This is a genomic window from Nonomuraea sp. NPDC051941 (genome assembly GCF_044593615.1).
In genome coordinates, this window is record NZ_JBIUCF010000044.1 from 88630 (window position 1) to 106210 (window position 17581).

Here is a 17581-nt window from a genome sequence, read left to right on the forward strand (position 1 = left end):
GGACGGCTCCTCGTGTCGGTGTCTCACCGGATCCCACTCCCTTCGTCCTCGGTTCGGTTGACCAGCGTGTCGGGAGAGATCAGCCGCCGCATCGCCTGCAGGCCGCGATGCGTGTGGGTCTTGACCGTCCCCGGTGAGCAGCCCATCAGATCGGCGACCTCGGCTTCCGGCAGGTCGGCGAAGAACCGCAGCACCAGGGCCGTCCGCTGCCTGGCAGGCAGTCGCGCCAGCGCCTGCCGTACGTCCTCGGCCACGGCCCGGGTGTCCCCCACGTCACCGGGACCGGGCAACTCGGGCAGCTCGGCGCGCGGGATCTCGCGCCGCCACCGGGCACGCCACCAGGACCGGTACGTGTTGACCAGGATCCGGCGCAGGTAGGCGTCGGGGTCGCTGCTGGTGTCCAGCCGATGCCACACGCGATACAGCTTGCCCAGGCAGGACTGGACCAGATCCTCAGCCGTGTGCCAGTCGCCGGTGAGCAGGACCGCCGTTTTCAGGTGATGGTCTCCCCGGTGCCGCACGAAACTCACGAATTCCGCATCCACCCGCGCTCCTCTCGTCGGTCGTGCCACCTCCTGACACTCCCTGAGGCTCACGTCCGGTTGACCGGAGAGCACCGGAAATATCCCCGCCCGCCCGCGAGCCACGCTTGCGCCGTCATCCATGGCCCGGCGATCACGAATGATGTAACCCTTTCCTTATCGGAGTTGATGAAATGAGAAAGCGAGGAGGGGCGCGTGGACATCGTTGCGATCGCCGGCCAGGTCATGCCCTATATAACGGCGGCCATCGGCGCTTACGGGGCCGCGGTGCTGACCAAAACGCAGGACCTGGCCGCCGACGAGTCGGTGAATCTCGGGCGCCGGCTGCTGCAGCGTTTCGTCAAGCGGGAGGAGAGCCGCGACCGCATCGAATCCGCCGTACAGGACGTGGTGGAGACGCCCGAGGACGAGGACCTCGTCGCCGCGCTGCGCGGCCAGCTGAAAAGGGCCATGGCCGCCGATCCCGAGCTGGTCAGAGACGTCACGGAGCTGCTGCGGACGGCCCCCGCCGGCGCGATCGTCGCCAACGACGGCAGCCAGATAGTCTCCGGCAGCTCGATATCCGGTGACAACATCCAGATAGGGCAGGCGCGGGATATCGACATCCGCCGGCGCTGAAGCGTTTACCAGGCATATCTCGTGATCACGGGATGGCGGATTCGCGAGTCGTGGGTGTGGCACGCCCTGCTGTGCCTCCTCTGCCTCGCGATTCTCGCCCCACCGGCCCCGCGTTTTCCCGTGGAGCCGCGGGGACCGGCCATTCCCTCCGGAGTCCGTTCCCTGTTATGGCAGGCCGATTTCGTCGGTTACTGGCCCGGCGCGTTGTTCCTGGACGACGTCCTCGTCCTGACACACGACGACCAGGTCGAAGGCAGGAACGCCGCGACAGGTCAGATCCTGTGGTCCTTCAGCAAGTCGGACAGCGGCGTCCCCATGCCGACGGACAAAACACTCGAGGCCACCGGTGACTACGTGGTCTCGGTGGCCACGCGCGATGACGAGGATGGCGAGGTGGTCCCTTCGGGCGACAGCCTGCTCGCCTTCAACGGGCGCACCGGGGCGATCCTCTGGAACCTCACGTCCGGGTTCTACGGCTCCGACCTGCCTGATCCCTACTTCACGTACCTCGGTACAGGCGGGCAACGGGTGCTGATCCACATTCCCTCCGTCGACGTGGTGCGGGCTCTCGACGCCGTGGACGGGCAGCCGCGGTGGGAGTCCGCCGTCTCCCCCGGATGCCACCTCGCCTCGGGAAGCGCGGACGAGTCGGTGGCCGCGTTCTTGATGAACTGCGCGGGACATTCCCGCCTGCGCGCGCTGGAGGTCTCCACCGGGCGTCTCCTCTGGGAACGGGAGGTCTTCCCGTCGGGGACTCCCCTGATCTCGGTCTTCGGCCGGGCGATCGGGGTGGAGAGCGACAACGCCTTCACCGTCTACGACGCCGACGGGCGGTTGCTCTACGAGCACCTCGCGGGGGAGACGTGCTCGTGCTCGTGGGTCGCCACGGCCGAGGGCCTGCTGGTCGTGCGGCAGGACGACGTCAGCAAGTCCGTGGTGGCGGACGCGGTGGACCGCCGTTCGCGCCGCGTCACGCCCATCCACGGCGAGGCGGGAGAGTTCGAGACGGTCGCGGCGGTCGACGGGCGGATCTACGGGACGAGGCGGCTCGCCGCACTCCAAAGGTCCGTCATCGTGGCGGTGGATCCGGTGACGGGGAAGCAGACACCTGTTGCCACGAACCCGATCTACGAGGAAGTGATCGGCATCAGCCGGTACGCGTTGCTCGTCGCCCCCGAGACGGACAAGGACATGAAGCCGGTGCTGGCGTACAAGACGGTCCCGCCGCCGGTGACCGACCCCGGCCTCACGGCGAGAGGCGGCGTCGAGCGCCGGAGATGGCCGGACGCGTGCTCACTCGTCCCGGCCTCGGCGCTGGCGGCCGAGTTCCCCAAGGCCCGCTACCGGCCCCTCCCCCGGCCGGGCCCGCCCGAACTCGGCCTGAACACACCCACCGGCTGTGACCTGGTCCCCGACGACGCGAAGCACCCCGTGCTCACGCTCAGCGTCCTGTGGGTGAGCGCGACGGCGGGTGAGGCGGAGACGACGCTCGAAGCCATCGTCGTCAGGTTCGGCGAGGATGACTTCAGCGGGATTTCCAGCCCCGAGCCCGGGGTGCGGTTGTACGTCAACAGCTCGATGACCGACGCGGCGGTCGTACGAGTGGGCGGCGCACTGGTCCGCATGGACGGCGCGGGGGACCGCGACGTCACGATGCGGCTCGCCCGTGCGGTGGCCGGTAGCCTCCGGGCGGCAGCATGACCCGCCTGCCCGGCACGGAGCCGGATCAGCCGGCCGCCGCGGCCCCGGTGCTGCGCGATGCGGTGGTCGGCGGGGACAACATCCAGATCACGTCCGCACGGGACGTGACGATCAACTCACGGGGCATCCCCAGGCTCCCCCGGCTGATCGCCGCCGGGGTCGTGCTGGTGCTCTGCGGCGTGGTGGCCGGCATGTGGCCCACTCTGGTGGACGCGGCCCGGGATCTGACCGGCGCACCGGCGCTGGCCGGCACGGTCACGTCGAGGCTCTACGTGACGGAGTCCGTGGCGACGCGCGACCGGCTGCCGCCCGTCGATCACGCCCTGCTGATGCGAGGCCCGAGCTTCAAGCAGCTGGTCGAGATGCTGTCACGCAATCACGCGGCGCGCGTGGGGAAGATGAACGTGGTCATCGTCCTCCAAGGGCAGCGCAGCGAGCCGATCAGGATCATCGACGTCCGGCCCCGGGTCCTCCGGTCCGGTCCCGTTCCCGCGGGCACCTGCCTCACCATTCCAGCCCAGGGGGAGGGAACCGAGTACAAGATCGATGTGAACCTCGACCTCCAGGCGCCTGAAGGCGGAGGCTCGCGGTACCTGCCCAAGAGCATCGACCTGGCCGATGGCGAGCGCGTCACGGTCGACTTCACCGTGCGGGCCGAGCACCGCTGGTACGAGTGGGACATCGAGGTGGTCTACGTCTACAAGGCCGACGGGCAGCCCACGAGCGCGTTCTTCGGCGAGGCCGACGGGCAGCCGTTCAGGGTCACGGGAGAGGCCAAGAAGTACGCCGCCGTTTACGGCGATCCCACTCTCGGCGCGGGCTATCGGGCGTGGAAGAGGAACCGGCCGTGCCACGAGCCACCGAAAAGATAGCCCTCCTGGCCGCCCTCCTCCTGGGCCTGGCGCTGCTGCCGGCGAGCGCGCCGGCCGGCGCCCTGCCGAGCGCGCGGCTCGTCCCCCTCTGGCACGCCGACGTGCCCATCACGCGCGACGGCTACGAGCACGCCGTGACCTCCCGCGACTTCCTCGTACGCACCGCGCGGGGCGTGCTCGCGTTCGGGGTGGACGACGGGCGCCCGAGGTGGAAGCACCAGCTCACCACGGCGTCCGCCACGGGCTGGGACCTCGCCTCGGACGTCGCCGTGATCGACTACTACCGGCCGGCCGAGCAGGCGAGCGGCAGGCATGAGCTGGTCGCGGTGTCGAGCACCACCGGCAAGGAGCTCTGGCGCAGGCAGCGGACGTCCCTCCCGCCGGGCTGGCGGAGATCGTCGGCTCCCCGGGCCGGCTCGCCGGTGTTCGCCGTCAAGGATCTGGAAACCGGCGCGATCAGGGGGATCTCGACCGGAGCGGGCCGCGACGTGTGGAGTTTCCGCATGCCCGCCGGGTGTGAGGTCTCCGGCTCGGCGGCCCGCGCCGCCGACGTGGTGCTGTTCCTCGCCTGCGGCCGGTCGCCGCGCGTGCTCCTGCTGGACGCCGCCACGGGCACGACACTCCGCTCCATCCCGCTCCCCGCGGGGACCTCCCCGGACTTCCAGGTGGCCGAGGGGATGATCGCGGTCTTCGGCGACCGCGCGATGACCCTGTTCGACGACCGCGGGCGGGCCGTGCTCCACCACGGCGAATGCTGGCCGCGATGCGCCGTGGCCCGGGGGCCCGGCCTCGTGCTGACGACCTATCACAGCGGCGAGGACGACGTCCTGGCGGCGACGTCCTGGCCGGACGGCGCGCCCCTGTGGCAGGTGAGGCCCGCCCCGGTGTACGCGAAGCTGGTCGAGGGCGGCATCGCAGCCCGGGCAGGGCTCGGCGGTTTCCCGGTCGTCGATGCGATCGATCCCGGGACCGGCGCGGCGACCTCGTACACCCTGCCCGTCCCGGCCGAGGTGCTGGCGTCGGCCGGTCAGCGGCTCTACGTCGGGAGCGTCATTCCGGCGGCGGGACAGACGCGCCGCGTGCGCTTCTCGGCCCTGCGGCGCCTCCCGCCGGGCAGAGGCTCCTCGCTGCTCGGGGGCGTGGACCCGGGCCGCTGGCCGGACGCCTGCGCGCTCCTGCCGGGAGGGACGTTCTCCCCCGGCCCACCCCAGACCACCCTGTACGGGTACACGCTGCCCAGATCCGTCTCCTGCCGCTACGCCGAGCCGGGCGGCGGCTCCTTCAGCGTCCGCGTGCTCTGGATCGCCGGCGACGCGGACGAGGCCGCGGACATGGTCGAGACGCTGGGAGACGTCTACGCGTATCGGCCCGCCGCCGGGATCGGGGACCAGGCCGTGGCGGACTCCTCCCCGCCGGCCAGGATCTACTTCCGGGCCGGCCCGGTGGTGGCGACCGTGGTGTCGAGCGACCTCCCCGTCCGGCGCCGGTTGACGGCGCTCGCCGGCTCGATCGCCGACCGGATACGCGACGCGGGCCCTGGCGTCCAGGCGCGGACCACGCTTCCCGTCGCGCCTTCGCGGCGGCTCGGCCTGTCCCGTCTGCCGGGGACGAAGGTGACGGTGGCCCAAGATGTCACGGCCCCACCCGTGGTCACCGCGTACCTGCTGGACGGGCACCCCTACGTCCGCGCGAAGGGAACTTTCACCCGGCTGGGCACAAAGGTGCACGCGCTCTCGCCGAGCGGCGCCTGGGGAGCCCGGACGACGGAGAACTACCCCTCGCGCGGCCGGGACCCGGTGACGCTCCTGGACACCCGGACGCGGTCGGTCCGGCGGATCCCCACGGTCGAAGCTCCCATGGGCGTGGCCTCGCCCGTCTGGTCACCGGACGGCCGGCTGCTGCTGCTGACCGCCACCGACCGGGGCGTGATCACCGGGTTCGTGATCATCGACCTGGCCACGATGCGACCCCGGTTCGTCCGCGTCACCCACGGAGAACGTTACTCCGGAGCGTTCCGCTGGGGAGGCGACGCCAGGACCGTCGCCGTGCAGTCCGGCCCCGAAAGCGATTACGAGACCGCGAACGACGATCTCGACGTCACGTTCTTCGACCTCGGCGGCACCGTCGAACGGCGCCTCCAGAACGTCGGGAAGCTGATCGACGGACAGAAGTGGGCGTCCCCCTCCGGCCTGCTCTTCGCCACCCGCTGCCCCGGACGCACGAGCCAGACCTGTCTCTGGCGGACCGCCGACGGCGCCCGGGCCGCCCGGATCCCCTTCGAGCCGGACTTCTTCGTCTCCTGGTACGGCGACGAGCGGTTCCTCGGCTGGCACGCGCTCACCTCGCAGGAACAGGCCCTCGCGGTCACCGACTTCTTCGGCCAGCCTCTCACCCACCTCGCCAGGGCCTACGGACACGACGGACTGCGGCTCGTCGCTGGGGCGGCGTAGCGCTTCCACGGCATCTGTGCCACAGTTATAGAACAGTCCGAAGAGTTCTAGATGGGTGAGGCACATGACGACAGGAGTCCTGGCGACGCGGCCAGGTGTGATGGAGGATCCCGGGGAGCGGGGCAGGTTCGGGGAGTACGGCGGGCTCTACGTGCCGGAGTCGCTGGTCGCGGCCTGCCGGGAGGTGGAGGCGGCCTTCCGGGAGGCCAGGACCGACCCGGCGTTCCGCGAGAGCCTCGCGGAGTCGCTGGCCCTGCACGTGGGGCGGCCCACGCCGCTGACCCCGGCGCGGCGGCTGTCGGCGGAGCTGGGCGTGACCCTGCTGCTCAAGCGGGAGGATCTCGCCCACACCGGTTCCCACAAGATCAATAACGTGCTGGGCCAGGCCCTGCTCGCGCTCCGGATGGGCCGTAAGCGGCTGATCGCCGAGACCGGCGCGGGGCAGCACGGCGTGGCCGTCGCGACCGCCGCCGCGGTGCTGGGGCTGCCGGCGACCGTGTTCATGGGGGAACGGGACGTCGAGCGGCAGGAGCTGAACGTGTTCCGGATGCGCATGCTGGGCACCGAGGTCGTACCGGTCGGCACCGGCAGCCGTACCCTCAAAGACGCCACCAGCGAGGCCATGCGCCACTGGGTGACGGCGACAGAGGAGGCGTACTACTGCGTCGGCTCGGTCATCGGGCCCAACCCGTACCCGTGGATGGTGCGCGAGTTCCAGCGGGTCATCGGCGACGAGGCGCGCGGGCAGTGCGCCGGGGCGCTCCCGGCCGCCGTGCCCGACTACGTCGTGGCCTGCGTGGGAGGCGGCTCCAATGCGGCGGGCACGTTCGCCGGGTTCGTCGACACCGCCGCCCGGCTGGTCGGGGTGGAGGCGGAGGGCGGCGCCGGGGCGGCCAGGGGCAGCCTCGGCGTGCTGCATGGCTTCCGCTCGCTGTTCCTCCAGGACGACCACGGGCAGATCACCGAGGCGCACTCCATCGCCGCCGGCCTCGACTACCCGGGGGTCGGGCCGGAGCACGCCCACCTGCGCGACCTCGGCCGGGCGCGCTATGTCACGGTCTCCGACGAGGAGGTGGTGGACGCGGCGGTGCGGCTGGCCCGTACCGAGGGCATCGTGCCCGCGCTGGAGTCGGCGCACGCGGTCGCGTGGGTGATCCGCGCGGCGTGTACGGGCGAGCTGCCGCCGGGTGCGACGGTCCTGCTCACCCTGTCCGGCAGGGGCGACAAGGACATCTCGACCCTGAAGGAGCTGGTATGAGCACCGGCCTGCTCGAAAGCCCGCTGCGCGCCCGGCGCGACGGCGGCCACAAGCTGCTCATGCCGTACGTGACCGGCGGCATCGCCCCCGGCTGGACCGGCTACCTGCGGGCGTTCGCCGCCGCCGGCGCGGACGCGATCGAGCTCGGCCTGCCGTTCTCCGACCCGACGCTCGACGGCGCCACCATCCAGGAGGCGTCGGACGCGGCGCTGGCCCGGGGCGCGACGGCCCACGGCATCCTGGCCGAGGTCGCCGAGCTGCGCCTGGACGTGCCGCTGGTCGCCAGCACCTACTACAACCTGGTGCTGCGCGACGGGCCCGCGGAGTTCTGCCGGGCGCTGCGCCGGGCGGGGATCGCCGGGCTCATCGTGCCCGACCTGCCGCTGGACGAGGCCGGCGAGCTGGCGGACGCGGCCGCCGCCACCGGCGTCGACCTGGTCCTGCTCGCCTCCCCCGCGACTCCGCGGCGACGGCTGGACGAGATCGCGCGCCGCAGCCGGGGCTTCGTCTACGCCGTCTCGGTGATGGGCACCACCGGCGAGCGGGCCGCGCTCGCCGAACCCGCCGCGGCCCTCACCGAACGGATCAAGCAGGGCAGCGACCGGCCGGTCTTGCTAGGATTTGGCATTTCCACGCCGGAACAGGCCGTGGAAGCCACCCGGCGCGCCGACGGTGTCGTCATCGGTGCCGCGATCATGCGCCGGATCCTCGACGGGGCGGCGCCGGACGACGTCGGCGCCTACCTGACGGGCCTGCGGCGGGCCCTTGACCAGGAGCGTGACGAAACACGATGGCCCGCGACGCCGGACACGAGGCGAGGTACCGCGCCATAGCCGCCGACCTCGCCGCGAAGATCCGGTCGGGACATTACGCCCCCGGCGCGGCGCTGCCGCCCCAACGCGAGCTGAGCGCCTCGTACGGGGTCACCCTGATGACCCTCCGCCAGGCGCTCCAGCAGCTCAGCGACGAAGGGCTGATCGTGCAGCAGGCCGGCCGGGGCACGTTCGTGTCCCCGCCGCACCTGGCCTACCAGCTGGGCTCCCTGCAGAGCCTCGCCGACGACCTCAGGAAGCAGGGCCACGAGGTACGCACGGTCGTGCTCGGGCGTTCGCTGCGCCGGGTCCCGGCCGGGGTCGCCACGCAGCTGCGCACCGCTCCCGGCGAGAGCGCGCTGCGGCTGGAACGGGTGCGCGAGTTCGCCGGCCGCCCCGCGATCCACCAGGTCTCCTGGATCCGGCGGCCGGCGGCCGAGCAGATCCGCGATCGCGACTTCACCGCCGTCTCCCTCTACGGCGCCCTCGCCGACTGCGGCGTGGCGGTGGCGCGCGCTTCGGAGAAGATCCGGCCCGGCCGGCTCGACCCGGCCGTCGCGGCGCACCTCGGGGAGCCGCCCGGCAGCCCGGTCTTCCTCAGCGAGCGGATCACGTACGCGCTCGACGCCACCGCGCTGGTCGCCGACCACGCCACCATCCTGGGCAGCATGATGGAGATCCGCACAGAACGGGCCGCCACCGGCCTCTCCCTCACCTGGGGCCCGAGCACCTGACCTCCACACGCAAGGCCGCCCAGGTAGATCTTGGTCAATGTTTTCGATCTACGTCGGCCCAGGTCAGCGTGTCAGTCGCCAGGGAAGACCGATCGGCTGCGATGTTGGCGCTCCAGGTCTCACCCGGTGTTGGAGCGCAAAATGATCAATCTCGGCTTCGTCGGGCCCAGCCGTCCCGCCAATGACTACAAGCTCACCGATGTGGTCGACGGTGACACCCCGAAGATCGAAATGTCGGTCCGCATGGTGTCCATCGACACCCCGGAAACCCACTTCGGGGGCACCCCGGTCACGGCCCAGGCCGCGCTCGAGCGGACCAAGGCCCGCCTGCAGGACGGCACGTACAACGCCATCCCCGAGCATCTACGCGAATACCTCATCTCGCGCATCACCCCGAACGCCGCGGACCACCACATGACCGCCGGCCAGCTGGCGGCCGAGGCGCACAAGACCATGGTGAAGACCCGCCTGACCCGGCCGGACGGCACCCAGCGCAAGCTGGCCGTCGTCGCCACCGGCGAGCTCGTCGAGAACCACGGCCGCCTGCTGGCCTACACCGCGCCCTGGTTCGCTGGCGGGACGTCGGACCCGATGCCGCCCCGCGACGACCCGCAGCGCCGCACCTTCAACCTCGACCTGCTGTCCCTCGGGTGGGCCGCCAGCTTCCTCATCTACCCCTCCATCCCGCCCTCGTTCGACCTGAACCTGATGCTCGACGAGGCCGAGGTGGCCTGGCAGCAGAAGCGCGGCGCGTGGGCGCAGTTCGGCCCGGAGCTGCTGCTGGGTTACGAGTACCGGGCCTGCGTCAAGCTCGGCACCAAGGACCTGAAGAACCCCGCGGAGGCCGTCGCGAACGCCTACGAGCGCGTGTGCGTGGACCTGCGCACCCTGACCGAGGTCGGCCTGTTCGGCTACCACCAGGTCCCGCCGCCGAACCGGCTGTGGATCTGGAAGAAGGATCTGGAGCAGGCCCGCAAGGACCTGCCCATCAAGCACTAGGCCCGTCGCTCACGCCGCCGTGCCGATGATGCCCAGGGCCTCCTCGACCCGGTCGGCGTGGGTGCGGAAGCTGAGCACGCACAGGCGCAGGAAGAACCGCCCGTCGACGGTGGTGCTGCTCAGGAACACGCGCCGGGTCTCGTTGATGTCCGCCAGGAGCCGCCGGTTGCGCTCGTCCGAGCCGCGCAGCCGGAAGAGCACGACCGTCAGGTCCGGCCGCCACGGCACCTCGAAGCGCGGGTCCTGGGCCAGCCGGCGGTGGACGTGGCCGGCGAGGTCGAGCTTCTCGTCCAGCTCCCGCTCGAAGGCGCCCACGCCGTGCAGGTGCAGCGGCAGCCACAGCCGCAGGCCGCGGAACTCCCTGGTCAGCTCCACCCCGAGGTGCCCGTAGTCGGGCAGGCCGTCCAGCGCCCGCAGGTCCTGAAGGTACCGGCCGTCGGCCGCGTGGGCGGCGTGGAGCACGGCCGGGTCGCGTACCAGCAGCAGGCCGGTGCCGTACGGAAGGAAGAGGCTCTTGTGCGGGTCCAGCACGATCGAGTCGGCGGCCTCGATCCCGGCGAGCCGGGTCCGGCCGCGTTTGGTGAGCTGGAAGCCGCCGCCGTAGGCCGCGTCCACGTGGAACCAGAGCCCTTCGCGGCGGGCCAGTTCGCCCAGCTCGGGCAGGGGGTCGACGGTGCCGGAGCTGGTGGTTCCGGCGGTGGCGACCAGCAGGAACGGGTGCAGTCCCGCCGCGCGGTCGTCGGCGATCATCCTGGCCGCCGCCGCGACGTCCATGCGCAGGTCCGCGGTGGCGGGCACGACGCGGATCCGCTCCGGCGGCAGGCCCGCGATGCGGGCGGCCTTGGCGACGCAGTAGTGCGTGTGCTCGGTCACGTACAACGTGCCGTCGCCCGGGCGGCCGTGCCGGGCGGCGAGCAGCGCCGACAACGTGGCCGGCGAGCCGCCCGTCGTGACCAGCCCGCCCGCTCCCGCGGGCAGGCCGAAGCGGTCGCAGAACCAGGTCAGCACCCCGTGTTCCATGGCGACCAGGGCGGGTGACATCTGGGCCACGCCGGTGAAGCGGTTGGCGGTCTGGGCGAGCAGCTCCGCCAGCGCCGCGGTGACCAGCCCGCCCGCCGGGAAGTAGGCCAGATAGCCGGGCCCCGCCGTGTTCACGCCTTGCCCGGCCGCCTGGCGGAACGTCTCCAGGAGCGCGCCGAAGTCGCCGGGGCCGTCGGCAGGCGGCCGGAGCAGCGCGGTGGCCGGCCGGTCCGCCTGCCCGTAGTCGCTCGCGGGCGCCGAGTCCAGCTCGGCGACCCAGTCGGCCAGGAAGTCCACCGCCTGGCGACCCAGCCGGGCGACGGCGGATCGGTCGAGTTCGAGGGGAAGAGCACTTTCGTCGGTCGTCACGCGAGGCACCGTAGACCGGTGGCGGAGGTCAAGGATTGGACGTTATTGCACTCCGCGCTGGTAGGCGCGGGGCGGGACGCCGACGAGGCTCCGGAAGTGCCGCGAAAGGTGCGACTGATCGCAGAACCCCACCGCCACCGCGGCCTCGGCCGGCGGCGTACCCTGTCGCAGCAGCTCGCGGGCCTTCGCGACGCGCAGCTGGGTCACGTACGCGTGCGGCGGCATGCCGTACGCGCGCCGGAACGAGCGCAACAGCGCGAACGGCGTGACCCCGGCCGCGGCGGCCAGCTCGTTCAGGCCGGGCGGGTCCGGCATGGTCGCGTGCAGCAGGTCGCGGATCCGGGCCATGCTCCTCCGCCCGGCCGAGCGGGCCGGGCGCCTCGGGAGTCGCGTGCCGTACGCGCCGAGCACGAGGGTCAGCAGTGCGTGCAGCTGGGAGTCGGCGGCCAGCGAAGGGCCGGACTCCGCCGCGCGATGGGCCGCCGTCACCCGCCGGGCCACCCGTACGTCGGACACCACCCTCCGGTCGAACGACGGGATCCCGGCGGGCAGGCCGAGCTCGTCCGCGACCTCCCGCACCTGCTCGACGCTCGGGTACAGCACCCGGTACGTCCACCCGTCGGCGGTCGGGGGCTCGCCGGTGTGGACGATGCCGGGCTCGATCAGCACGACGTCGTCCATGCCCGCGTACTCGACGCCGTCGGCGAAACGGATCTCCTCCAGGCCCGCCTCCAGCGTCCCGATCGCGTACGTCTCATGGCTGTGCCGGGCGAACCGGCGCCGGACGAAACGCGCCCGCATCAGATCCAGGCCGCCGAGACCGCGATAACGCCAATAGCTGGCGAACTCCGCAGATGCCATGGCGTCCTCCCCGTTAGGTCCAGAGTAGGCATTTTCTACGATCTCATCCTGTGCTACCTTTCGCATAAATCGAGAAAGGCTGAGACGTGATGGCAGCCGACCCGGCGGCGACCGCCACGACGGTCGTCGAGATGGCCCGCGAGGGACGCTTCACGGAAATCGAGGGCCTGTTCGCGGGGCCGCTGCGGGCTCAGGTGTCCGCCGAGGCGCTGCGGGCCGCCTGGGCCGCCGAGATCGGGCCCGTCTCCGCCGTCGGGGAGCCGGCCTGCGAGCCGATCCGGGCGGGGTTGGTCCGGGTGAGCGTTCCGGTGACGTGCGAGCGCGGAGGGCTCGCGGTCGTCATGTCGGTGGACGACGCCGGCCTGCTGAACGGCCTGCGCCTCGCGCCCCTGGACGCCGCGGTGTGGGAGCCGCCGGCCTACGCCCGCCCGGAGCGGTTCGAGGAGCACGAGGTCACCGTCGGCTCCGGCCCGCCGGCCGTGCCCGGGACGCTGAGCCTGCCGCGCGGTCCAGGCCCGTGGCCCGGTGTGGTGCTGCTCAGCGGCGGCGGGCCGTTCGACCGCGACGCCACCAGCGGGCCGAACAAGCCGCTCAAGGATCTGGCCTGGGGCCTGGCGAGCCGGGGTGTGGCGGTGCTGCGCTACGACAAGGTCACCCACGTCCACGCCGACCGGCTGGCCGGCGACTTCACGATGGCCGACGAGTACGTCCCGCACACGGTCGCCGCCGTCCACCTGCTCCGGCGGCGGCCGGAGGTGGACCCCGGGCGGGTCTTCGTCCTCGGCCACAGCATGGGCGGCAAGGCGGCCCCGCGGATCGCCGCCGCCGAGCCGTCGGTGGCCGGTCTGGTGATCATGGCCGGGGACGCCCAGCCGATGCACGAGGCGGCCGTACGCGTCGTCCGCTACCTCGCCTCGGTGAATCCCGACTGGCAGGCGGCGGTCGAGATGATCACCAAACAGGCTGCCACGGTCGCCGGCCCGGACCTGTCGCCCGCCACGCCGGCCGAGGACCTGCCGTTCGGCTTCTCCGGCTCGTACTGGCTGGACATGCGCGGCTACGACCCCGTGGCGACCGCGGCGGCGCTGGACAAGCCGATGCTCATCCTCCAGGGCGGCCGCGACTACCAGGTGACCGTCGACGACGACCTGGCGCGGTGGCGGGCCGGGCTCGCGCACCGGCCGGACGTCACGTTCCGCGTCCACGACGCCGGCAACCACCTGTTCTTCCCCGGCGCGGGCCCCTCGACCCCGGCGGAGTACGAGCCGCCCCAGCACGTCGATCCGGCCGTGGTCGCCGACATCGCCGAGTGGCTCTCACCGGGTCAGCGGGAGATCACCTGACTTCTGTCCGGTCTCAAGGGCCGACTCGCTCTCGCTCCGCTGCGCCGGCAGCTCGGGAACGCCCTCCTCCTCCGTGAGCGCGGGCCGCTCGGGCCGCACCCGTTCGGAGCCGACCGTGGCGGGCTCGGCCGGTGCGGCGTTCTGCGTCGCCCGTTCGAAGAAGCGCAGCAGCTCGACCGGTAGCGGCATGATCAGCGTGGAGTTCTTCTCCGCGGCGACCTCCACCACGGTCTGCAGCAGGCGCAGCTGCAGCGCGCCCGGCGTCTGGGCCATGATGCCCGAGGCGTCGGCCAGCTTGCTCGCGGCCTGCAGCTCGCCGTCGGCGACGATCACCCTGGAGCGCCGCTCGCGCTCCGCCTCGGCCTGGCGGGCGATCGACCGCTTCATGGCCTCGGGCAGCTGCACGTCCTTGATCTCCACGCGGTCGATGTGGATGCCCCAGCCGAGCGCCGGACTGTCGATCATGAGCGCGAGGCCCCTGTTCAGCTCCTCGCGGTTGGTCAGCAGGTCGTCCAGCTCGCTCTTGCCGATGATGGACCGCAGCGAGGTCTGCGCCACCTGCTCGACGGCGAACAGGTAGTTCTGCACCTCGATCGCGGCCCGCATCGGGTCCTGCACCCGGAAGTAGGCGACGGCGTCGACCCGTACGGAGATGTTGTCCCTGGTGATGCCCTCCTGCGTGGGGATCGGCATCGTGACGATCTGGACGTTGACCTTCCGCATGCGGTCGACCCCGGGGATCAGGAACCTCAGGCCCGGGTCGCGGATCTGCTGTTGTGCCCGGCCGAAGCGGAAGACGATGCCGCGTTCGACCTGATTGACGACTCTCACCCCGGCGACCATCACCAAGAAGAGGAAGAAGGCGATGACTCCGAGCACGATGTTGATGTCCATGGACCTATCCCTTCTCTTACGAGAGTAGGTCCAGATCTCCTCCTCCGCAGCCGCAGCTGCGCCGCGGGATCAGGGCGGCGCGAGTGGCGAGCGGGGCGGCCGCCTCGTCGAACAGCAGGGCGACAGCCTGCTCGGCCATGGCCTGGAGCGGCTGCTCGGTCACCGTGAGCGCCGGAGCGGTGTGGGCGCTCTCCGGGGTCCCGTCGAGGCTGATCACGGCCAGCCGGTCGGGGACGGCGACGCCGCGGGCCCAGGCGCCGGACAGGACCCCGATGGCCTGCTCGTCCGTGGCCGTGACCAGGGCATGCGGCAGGGTGCCCGCGTCGGCGAGGCTGCGGGTCAGGGCGTCCGCGGCGGCCCGCGAGTAGTCGCAGCGCAGGAGCGCGGCGCCGGGGTCGCCGGCGACGGCCGCGTGCCAGGCCGCCCGCCGCACGCCCACGGGCCCCTCGTCGTCGGGGCCGGCCAGGAAGGCGATGTGCCGGTGCCCGTGCCCACGCAGGTGCGCGACCGCCTCCCGTGCGGCGTCCTGGTTGTCGGCCGCCGCCACGGGCGCGCCCGGAGGCCCGTTGTGGACGTAGACGGCCGGTACGCCGGCTGCCTCGGCCACCTCGGCCACGTCGCCCACGGAGTCGGCCGAGACGATCACCAGGCCGTCGACCTGCGCGGCCAGGAAACGTTCGACGAGATGCCGCTGGCGCTGCGCCGAGTAGCCGGCGTTGCCGACCAGCGTGAGCAGGTCGCGGCTCTCGAGCGCCCGCTCGACGTGCCTGGCCAGGGCCCCGAAGTAGGGGTTGGACGCGTCGGCCAGCACCAGCCCGGCCACGCCCGTGGTGCGCGAGCGCAGCGCGCGGGCGATGCGGTTGGGCCGGTAGCCGAGCTCCGCCGCCGCGGCCAGGACCCGCTCGCGGGTGGCGGCCGCCACGGGACGGGGCCCGTTGTTCATCACATAGCTGACCACCGCCGTCGAGGTCCCCGCTCGGCGGGCCACGTCGGCCAGAGTGCTCGGACGTTTCCTCATGGCGGTTTACATTCTCGCATCTAATCGATTAGATATGCACTTGGCAGTTCTAAACGATTAGACAAGAGGTGACCGTGCTGCCCTTGATCGTCGACACCGACACCGGCTCGGATGACGCCGTGGCGCTGCTGCTGGCCGCCGCCAGCGGCTTGGCCGACGTACGTGCGGTGACGACGGTGGCGGGCAACGTGCCCCTGGCGACCGCGACCCGCAACGCGCTCATCTCCCTGGAGACGGCCGGCCGCCCGGAGATCCCCGTCCACGAGGGCTGCGAGAGCCCCATGACCCGCCCGCTGTCCACCGCCCAGCACGTGCACGGCCAGGACGGGATGGGCGATCTGGGACTCCCCGACCCCCAGTGGGTCGCCGAGCGCGAGCACGCCGTGGACGTCCTGCTGACCGCGCCCCGCCACCTCCCCGGCGAGCTGACGCTGGTCACCCTGGGGCCGCTCACCAACCTCGCCGCCGCCCTGCTCCGCGACCGCGACCTGCTCTCCCGCTACCGGCACGTGTACTGCATGGCCGGCGCCGCGGACCTGTGGGGCAACGTCTCGGCCACCGCCGAGTTCAACGTGTGGGCCGACCCCGAGGCCGCCCGCGTGGTGCTCCAGGCCGCCACGCCGGACCAGGTGACCTGGATCGGCTGGGACGTCTCGCGCCGGGATGCCGTGATGACCCCGGCGGACCAGCTCCGGCTGGAGCAGCTCGGCACCCCCATGGCCACCTTCGCCCACCGCGTCAACCGCACGGTCGCCGAGTGGGCCCGCGACGTCACCGGCCTGTCCGGCTACGACCTGCCCGACCCCGTCGCCATGGCCGTGGCGCTCCGGCCCGAGCTGGCCGTCGAGCGGGAGCGGGCCTACGTGGACGTCGCGCTCGGCGACGAGACCCGCGGCCAGCTCATCATCGACCGCCGCCGCTCGGCCCCCGCCCCGAACCTGACGCTGGTGCGGCGGGTCGACGAGACCGCTTTCAAGCAACTGCTCTTCGACACCTGTGAGGGACCGCGATGAACCAGCGTTACGAGTTGCACTGCCACCTCGACGGATCGGTACGCCCGAGCACGGTCGCCGATCTCGCGCGCCGCCAGGGCATCACCCTGGAGGCCCCCGTCGAGCAGCTGGTGACGGCGCCCGCCGGGTGCGGCAGCCTGGGCCGGTTCCTGACGTACATCGAGGTGCCCCTCCAGGTGCTGCAGACGCCCGACGCGCTGAGCAGGGCCGCCCGCGAGCTGGTGGAGGACTGGAGCGCGGACGGCGTGGTCTACGGCGAGGCGCGCTTCGCGCCGCAGCAGCACGGGCGCCTGGGCATGACCATCGACGAGGCGGTCGAGGCCGTAGCCGAGGGCCTGGCGGCGGGCGAGGCGGCGACGGGAGTGCGTACCGGGCTGCTGCTGTGCTGCCTGCGGCACCAGACGCCGGAGCAGAGCCTGGCCGTCGCCGAGACGGCGCTGCGGCACCGCGACAAGGTGGCCGGGCTCGACCTGGCCGGCGACGAGCTGCTGTACGCGGCCACGCCGCACCGGGCGGCGTTCGACCTCGCCCACGCGGCCGGTCTCCCCTGCACGGTGCACGCCGGCGAGGCGGCCGGCCCGGAGAGCATGTGGGAGGCGATCGACGTGCTCGGCGCCCGCCGGATCGGGCACGGCGTCCGCTGCACCGGCGACTCCGCGCTGCTCGAACGGCTGCGCCGCGACCGGATCGCCCTGGACATGTGCCCGGTCAGCAACGTGCTGACCGGCGCCGTCCCCGGCATGTCGGAGCACCCCGCGATCCCGCTCCTGGAGGACGGGCTGGCGGTCACGATCAGCACCGACGCGCGTACCACCGCCGGGACCACGCTGGAGCGGGAGTTCGCCGGGTGGACGGCCGAGCAGGAGAAGCTCGCGCAGGCGAACGCGGCGGAGGCAGCCTTTCAGAACTGAAAGTTTCACCGACTTCTGATGCTTGTCACCGCGTCTCTCGCCACCACCCCGGCGGCGAAGACCGTCTTCATCCCCGAGCGCTGGCAGAGCACCGGCGAAGTGCCGTGGGCCGGCACCCGTACGAAGGGATCGGCAGCGAACTTCATCTTGTTGTGACTCCTCCACC

General features: G+C 72.2%; 17 protein-coding genes. 12 read left to right on the forward strand and 5 right to left on the reverse strand.

Annotated features, from left to right (window positions below; genetic code table 11):
* Positions 1-23 precede the first annotated feature (23 nt).
* The gene (locus ACIHFD_RS50275; RefSeq protein WP_363970374.1) at positions 24-545 is read right to left on the reverse strand and encodes a SigE family RNA polymerase sigma factor; all 522 of its coding nucleotides are present in this window, start codon (positions 543-545) and stop codon (positions 24-26) included.
* Between the two features lie 192 nt (positions 546-737).
* Between ACIHFD_RS50275 and ACIHFD_RS50280 the strand changes: the two genes are divergently transcribed.
* The 8 genes from ACIHFD_RS50280 (at position 738) to ACIHFD_RS50315 (ending at position 9986) form a co-directional block, all read left to right on the forward strand.
* Positions 738-1160 (forward strand): hypothetical protein, encoded by a 423-nt coding sequence (locus ACIHFD_RS50280; RefSeq protein ID WP_363970373.1) that lies wholly within the window; start codon positions 738-740, stop codon positions 1158-1160.
* 21 nt (positions 1161-1181) lie between these two features.
* Complete coding sequence (locus ACIHFD_RS50285; RefSeq protein WP_397372960.1) at positions 1182-2861, forward strand: PQQ-binding-like beta-propeller repeat protein; 1680 nt, start codon at positions 1182-1184, stop codon at positions 2859-2861.
* On the forward strand, positions 2858-3733 hold the full coding sequence (locus ACIHFD_RS50290; RefSeq protein ID WP_397372961.1) for a hypothetical protein: 876 nt from the start codon (positions 2858-2860) through the stop codon (positions 3731-3733). Before ACIHFD_RS50285 ends, ACIHFD_RS50290 begins: the two co-directional genes overlap by 4 nt.
* Positions 3709-6183: a PQQ-binding-like beta-propeller repeat protein gene (locus ACIHFD_RS50295; RefSeq protein ID WP_397372962.1), complete on the forward strand. Its 2475-nt coding sequence runs from the start codon at positions 3709-3711 to the stop codon at positions 6181-6183. The genes ACIHFD_RS50290 and ACIHFD_RS50295 overlap by 25 nt, the downstream gene beginning before the upstream one ends.
* Positions 6184-6247: 64 nt before the next feature.
* Positions 6248-7441: a tryptophan synthase subunit beta gene (gene trpB, locus ACIHFD_RS50300; RefSeq protein ID WP_397372963.1), complete on the forward strand. Its 1194-nt coding sequence runs from the start codon at positions 6248-6250 to the stop codon at positions 7439-7441.
* Positions 7438-8274 carry a tryptophan synthase subunit alpha gene (gene trpA / locus ACIHFD_RS50305; RefSeq protein WP_397372964.1) on the forward strand — a complete coding sequence of 279 codons (837 nt, stop codon included), beginning with the start codon at positions 7438-7440 and terminating at the stop codon, positions 8272-8274. The genes trpB and trpA overlap by 4 nt, the downstream gene beginning before the upstream one ends.
* Positions 8232-8987: a GntR family transcriptional regulator gene (locus tag ACIHFD_RS50310; RefSeq protein ID WP_397372965.1), complete on the forward strand. Its 756-nt coding sequence runs from the start codon at positions 8232-8234 to the stop codon at positions 8985-8987. Before trpA ends, ACIHFD_RS50310 begins: the two co-directional genes overlap by 43 nt.
* Before the next feature lie 141 nt (positions 8988-9128).
* Complete coding sequence (locus tag ACIHFD_RS50315; protein WP_397372966.1) at positions 9129-9986, forward strand: thermonuclease family protein; 858 nt, start codon at positions 9129-9131, stop codon at positions 9984-9986.
* 9 nt (positions 9987-9995) lie between these two features.
* On the opposite strand, the gene ACIHFD_RS50320 is transcribed toward ACIHFD_RS50315, so the two are convergent.
* The gene (locus ACIHFD_RS50320; protein WP_397372967.1) at positions 9996-11375 is read right to left on the reverse strand and encodes a pyridoxal phosphate-dependent decarboxylase family protein; all 1380 of its coding nucleotides are present in this window, start codon (positions 11373-11375) and stop codon (positions 9996-9998) included.
* A gap of 42 nt (positions 11376-11417) precedes the next feature.
* A complete protein-coding gene (locus ACIHFD_RS50325) occupies positions 11418-12236 on the reverse strand; it encodes an AraC family transcriptional regulator (protein ID WP_350726141.1) in 819 nt (272 codons plus the stop codon).
* An 89-nt stretch (positions 12237-12325) separates the two neighbouring features.
* On the opposite strand from ACIHFD_RS50325, the gene ACIHFD_RS50330 reads away from it, so the two are divergent.
* Positions 12326-13579 carry an alpha/beta hydrolase family protein gene (locus ACIHFD_RS50330; protein WP_397372968.1) on the forward strand — a complete coding sequence of 418 codons (1254 nt, stop codon included), beginning with the start codon at positions 12326-12328 and terminating at the stop codon, positions 13577-13579.
* Here ACIHFD_RS50330 and ACIHFD_RS50335 read toward each other — a convergent pair.
* A complete protein-coding gene (locus tag ACIHFD_RS50335) occupies positions 13553-14473 on the reverse strand; it encodes a slipin family protein (RefSeq protein ID WP_397372969.1) in 921 nt (306 codons plus the stop codon). The two genes, ACIHFD_RS50330 and ACIHFD_RS50335, sit on opposite strands and share 27 nt — an antisense overlap.
* A gap of 16 nt (positions 14474-14489) precedes the next feature.
* Complete coding sequence (locus tag ACIHFD_RS50340; protein ID WP_397372970.1) at positions 14490-15491, reverse strand: LacI family DNA-binding transcriptional regulator; 1002 nt, start codon at positions 15489-15491, stop codon at positions 14490-14492.
* A 74-nt stretch (positions 15492-15565) separates the two neighbouring features.
* Here ACIHFD_RS50340 and ACIHFD_RS50345 point away from each other — a divergent pair, with 74 nt between their 5' ends.
* Genes ACIHFD_RS50345 through ACIHFD_RS50355 form a run of 3 tightly spaced genes read left to right on the forward strand, consistent with a single transcriptional unit; the run spans position 15566 to position 17571 of the window.
* Complete coding sequence (locus tag ACIHFD_RS50345; RefSeq protein WP_397372971.1) at positions 15566-16504, forward strand: nucleoside hydrolase; 939 nt, start codon at positions 15566-15568, stop codon at positions 16502-16504.
* Complete coding sequence (add, locus tag ACIHFD_RS50350) at positions 16501-17415, forward strand: adenosine deaminase (protein ID WP_397372972.1); 915 nt, start codon at positions 16501-16503, stop codon at positions 17413-17415. The genes ACIHFD_RS50345 and add overlap by 4 nt, the downstream gene beginning before the upstream one ends.
* Positions 17416-17433: 18 nt before the next feature.
* Positions 17434-17571 carry a hypothetical protein gene (locus ACIHFD_RS50355; protein WP_397372973.1) on the forward strand — a complete coding sequence of 46 codons (138 nt, stop codon included), beginning with the start codon at positions 17434-17436 and terminating at the stop codon, positions 17569-17571.
* The last annotated feature ends 10 nt before the right edge of the window (positions 17572-17581 follow it).

Bases quoted from the DNA above. Each gene is read 5' to 3' on its own strand.
- ACIHFD_RS50290 (WP_397372961.1), top strand. From the start codon at position 2,858: ATGACCCGCCTGCCCGGCACGGAGCCGGATCAGCCGGCCGCCGCGGCC.
- trpB (WP_397372963.1), top strand. From the start codon at position 6,248: ATGACGACAGGAGTCCTGGCGACGCGGCCAGGTGTGATGGAGGATCCC.
- trpA (WP_397372964.1), top strand. From the start codon at position 7,438: ATGAGCACCGGCCTGCTCGAAAGCCCGCTGCGCGCCCGGCGCGACGGC.
- ACIHFD_RS50310 (WP_397372965.1), top strand. From the start codon at position 8,232: ATGGCCCGCGACGCCGGACACGAGGCGAGGTACCGCGCCATAGCCGCC.
- ACIHFD_RS50315 (WP_397372966.1), top strand. From the start codon at position 9,129: ATGATCAATCTCGGCTTCGTCGGGCCCAGCCGTCCCGCCAATGACTAC.
- ACIHFD_RS50325 (WP_350726141.1), bottom strand. From the start codon at position 12,236: ATGGCATCTGCGGAGTTCGCCAGCTATTGGCGTTATCGCGGTCTCGGC.
- ACIHFD_RS50330 (WP_397372968.1), top strand. From the start codon at position 12,326: ATGGCAGCCGACCCGGCGGCGACCGCCACGACGGTCGTCGAGATGGCC.
- ACIHFD_RS50335 (WP_397372969.1), bottom strand. From the start codon at position 14,473: ATGGACATCAACATCGTGCTCGGAGTCATCGCCTTCTTCCTCTTCTTG.
- ACIHFD_RS50340 (WP_397372970.1), bottom strand. From the start codon at position 15,491: ATGAGGAAACGTCCGAGCACTCTGGCCGACGTGGCCCGCCGAGCGGGG.
- add (WP_397372972.1), top strand. From the start codon at position 16,501: ATGAACCAGCGTTACGAGTTGCACTGCCACCTCGACGGATCGGTACGC.
- ACIHFD_RS50355 (WP_397372973.1), top strand. From the start codon at position 17,434: ATGCTTGTCACCGCGTCTCTCGCCACCACCCCGGCGGCGAAGACCGTC.